Here is a 3,604-nt window from a genome sequence, read left to right as displayed (position 1 = left end):
CGTTTCGCCCGCTCGGGCACCTGCGGATCGGGCCGCTGGGTACTATCGCCATCCACCCGACCAGGATCATCGATCCCTACCGGGGGGGGCCAATACGGTCACCTTGCTCGTCATCTCGGGGAAACTCTCCATCCCCGCCCTCGGGTCACTAATTATCAGGGGGCGAGTGCCTCACCCAAGGTTGGCAGAGAGGGCCACCCAAGCTGCCCGAAGCAGCCTGGATCAACGAACCACCGAAGGAGAACACCGACACAGAACACGCAGCCTGACACGTCTCAAATGGTTTGACAGGTTCCGATGTGCCGTGACGCGCGCCATTATTCGTTAGGTAGGTACCCAATTTGAGTTTTAAATAAAATACAGGATCGCGAATAGACTCACAAATGTAAAGACACCGAAAAACGCTGCAAATGCGCCCACCGAAAATGCCTTTGTGCGTTTGAAAGCCATCGTGAGTCCACAAAGAAAAAGAGGAAATATCGGTGCAAAAAACCAGAAGAATCCGAAAGTAAGCAGCGTCGACAAGATGCCAACAAACATGCCCGCAAGGAGTGGGACGGGCCGATTTCGGGCATAGTCGAACGGGCTTTCATAGCCAGAGGACGCGATCATATCAGTGCATCCTCCAAGAGGGGAAGCCTAAGAGGAGGTTGACGAAGAGCAGGATCGACCACCCCGTCAGCGGCGCGAGAATGATTCCGATTGCAGTGCCGCGCCATACGGCACCGTTAGCGCCGAAGTACAGGGCCACGCCAGTAACGATCAGGATGAAGGATACCCAAGAGACAAATCTATAAAAATCTCCTGCAGCAAAATGTTCGTGCGTCGCGATAGATATAACTTTCAGCATGATAGCCCACAGAAATCCGCCAGCGATCGCTCCGGTAAATGTGGCGCGTATCCAGTCGATAGGCTCTTTCATATAAACTGTCGGGACCCTTTTCTATCTTGGCAATAGTGGTGGCAGCATAACAACCGGATCATGCAGGCCGATTTCCGGCGGATGATCGACGGGCCCGAGAAGGTATGTGCCCGGGGGCGTAGCAACAAGCGGCGGACCAATGGGCACCGGCGCGGGCCCGTGTCCGGGTTGCGGGAGGGATGGGATCGTCAAGGCAGGGTACTGATCGTTGAATCGCAGTTCCAGCACTTGGTCACCGATTGATCTGTGCCACCAGAGACCAGCAGCAGGCCCCAATGCGTTGTCAACTACGAGGGGCCATGACTGCACGAGCGGTGCCGTCGTCGACCCCGGCCGATCGTTGTAGATCTCGATCGCCGGGAAGTTCGTCACGGTGCCACCGACATGGGGACCTCCGGGCGTCGGCTGGATGGCGATCGTGCCATTCACATCGAACGACGTCGCCTTGGCTAAGCCTTCCCCGCCGGGTGAAAACGGGTCGGCAGCACTATATTTCACCAAAACGCCACCGTCGCTCTTCTGGACAGCTGAGATTGTCGGCGTTCCCGCCCGGATCTGGCCCGTTTTTGCGTCAACTGACGGGTTCTGGCGCGCGACGATGATGCCGTTCTCATAATCGACATAGATTGACACCCGCGATGCCTCCGGCCCCGCGGTAGATGAAAAGCCACGGTTGTCGCCGAGATTGTCGTGAATCGGCTGCCAGTCGAGTTGCGGAGCCCAAACAGCGCGACCAGGAATGAAAAGGTTAGTCCGCACCACACCTTGTCCGGGCACCGGCTTGATGCGTCCAACCACGATGTTCGGGGGCACGCCGCCGTTCTTCGGGTCATAACTATGCGGATCGAGCGCCGCCGCCGTTTGCCAGTCTGCCGCGGAGGTCGGTGGCCTACCGAAAATCTTCGCAAAAGCGGCGATTTCGGTCTGGCGTCGGTCGGCTTCTGGTCCGCCCTTGGTTGGCGTTGCTGGCGCGTCGAAAGCCTCGATCATCGTCGGGTCGCAGCCATCGTTGTTCAAAGTGCTCAGCGAGCTTTGCAAGTCATCTGAGTAGCCAGAACGTATGGATGTCAGCTTTTGTAGAGCGACTTTGGTCTCTGTGATGGCGTCATCTTCGAGAGTGGAAATGAGAGCATCGACTGCGGACTTGTCGGCCTCTGTAAGGCTAACATTGTTCTCGATTTCCAGCGCATCGCCCAGTTCGTTGTCGATCTCTTGCAGCTGGGCCTCCAAGGCAGCAATCTGCTTCCCCGCCAACCGTTGTGCCTCGGCCAGCGCGGCTGCGATGTTCGCCAAGTGCAAACCGATCTTGGGCAGTTGCGCGGCCTGAAGTCCCAGGGAGTTCGCCACGCGCTGAACTTCGACAGAGTCGTTGATCGGATGATCACCGTTGTCCCGCTTCCAGGACGCCTCAAATCGGCGAAGAGCATCGTCGAATGCAGCGCAGGCCTCGGCGGTGCATCGGCCAGCATTGTGGAAGGCCTGGGCCAGCTCAGATATCCGCGCCGGACGTCCAGCCTGCAGACTCTGGTTGATCGCCCACGGATCGCCGCCGACCTCGACGATCAGCCGCGGGATGCTTATATGACGCAGTTGCATTGCACCGCTTGACGTCTCGCTACCTTGTGCTCATTGCGTCGTGTCAGTCCTGTGGCGTGCAGTCGCCGGGTTCCGAGAACAGAAGGCTCGTGAGACGCTCGCGACCCGCTTACCTTTTGCGCCTGTGGCGAGCTGACCGCGCAGCGCGAAGTCATGGCCCAGCGGTATGGCGAGAAATCCCCAGCCTCGAGGGGCTCCACAACGATTGATCGGCACCGCCTTGAGGCTTCTTCCTGCCCTTCCGTCGTGCACATCGTCACTCCTTGCCGTCGTCGAGATCGATAACGCCACAGTCTCCTTCGGACGCAGCGCTCGCGCGTTGTCGTCGCGATCGGTATGCGTCGGACGACAAGGTATCGGCAGCCGAATCGCGGGTCAATTCACTATTTCGCCACAGCATGGTGTCGCCGGGTTATCCAATTCGGTGACAAACTTAGTGGCTCCACCGTGTGGCGCCGACCACGGTAGCGACTCCTTCAGCAGCTGCCGGGCTACCGGCGGTGAACATCGCATCGAGATGAACCGCCGAGGGAGCCACGCGCGAATTCTGCTCTACTGCAGGGGGTGTCGCCATTCACGCCTGAGAACCCACGTAGGGAGCTTGTCCGTCTCGCCCATCCGGCGATGTTTTGGCGGCCCTGGCTGTCCTCGATGTCGCCGCGATCCGGTAGGCGCTGGAGTGCGCGCAGGCAGCAGCAGGAATAACGTCACCGGAACCTGTCAAACCATTTGAGACGTGTCAGGCTGCGTGTTCTGTGTCGGTGTTCTCCTTCGGTGGTTCGTTGATCCAGGCTGCTTCGGGCAGCTTGGGTGGGGCGGGTTTGCGGCGGAACCGGTCGGGGTTCGCCGCGTAGGCGGCGGCGAGGGTTTCGGCGCGCCGGGCCCGGATCTCGATGGCGGTGCCGTCATGGATCGACGCCGCGGTATGCAATCCGATCCCGGAATGCCGATGCTCATGGTTGTAGTAATGAAAGAACTTGTCGCAGAACACTTCTGCTTGATCGAACGACGCGAACCGCTCCGGGAACACCGGGCAGTATTTCATCGTCTTGAACCCCGACTCAGAGTAGGGATTGTCATTCGACA

Annotated in this window: 3 protein-coding genes; all 3 read right to left on the bottom strand. The window is 59.0% G+C overall.

Going from position 1 to position 3,604, the window contains the following annotated elements; genetic code table 11:
- Positions 1 to 613: 613 nt before the first annotated feature.
- Positions 614 to 922 carry a hypothetical protein gene (locus B4U45_RS28440; RefSeq protein ID WP_075545320.1) on the bottom strand — a complete coding sequence of 103 codons (309 nt, stop codon included), beginning with the start codon at positions 920 to 922 and terminating at the stop codon, positions 614 to 616.
- Between the two features lie 21 nt (positions 923 to 943).
- The gene (locus B4U45_RS28435) at positions 944 to 2,518 is read right to left on the bottom strand and encodes a putative alpha/beta hydrolase (RefSeq protein ID WP_075545319.1); all 1,575 of its coding nucleotides are present in this window, start codon (positions 2,516 to 2,518) and stop codon (positions 944 to 946) included.
- A gap of 739 nt (positions 2,519 to 3,257) precedes the next feature.
- Positions 3,258 to 3,604, bottom strand: a 347-nt coding sequence (locus B4U45_RS30645; protein ID WP_219859589.1) for an integrase core domain-containing protein, incomplete at its 5' end; no start/stop codon positions are given.

The organism is Mycobacterium persicum, from assembly GCF_002086915.1.
Taxonomy (GTDB): Bacteria; Actinomycetota; Actinomycetes; order Mycobacteriales; family Mycobacteriaceae; genus Mycobacterium; species Mycobacterium persicum.
Note: the sequence above shows the minus strand (reverse complement) of the source record. Positions and strands in the feature narration are given on the sequence as shown.

Coding starts and splice junctions, on each gene's coding strand:
- B4U45_RS28440 (WP_075545320.1), bottom strand. CDS start 922: ATGAAAGAGCCTATCGACTGGATACGCGCCACATTTACCGGAGCGATC.
- B4U45_RS28435 (WP_075545319.1), bottom strand. CDS start 2,518: ATGCAACTGCGTCATATAAGCATCCCGCGGCTGATCGTCGAGGTCGGC.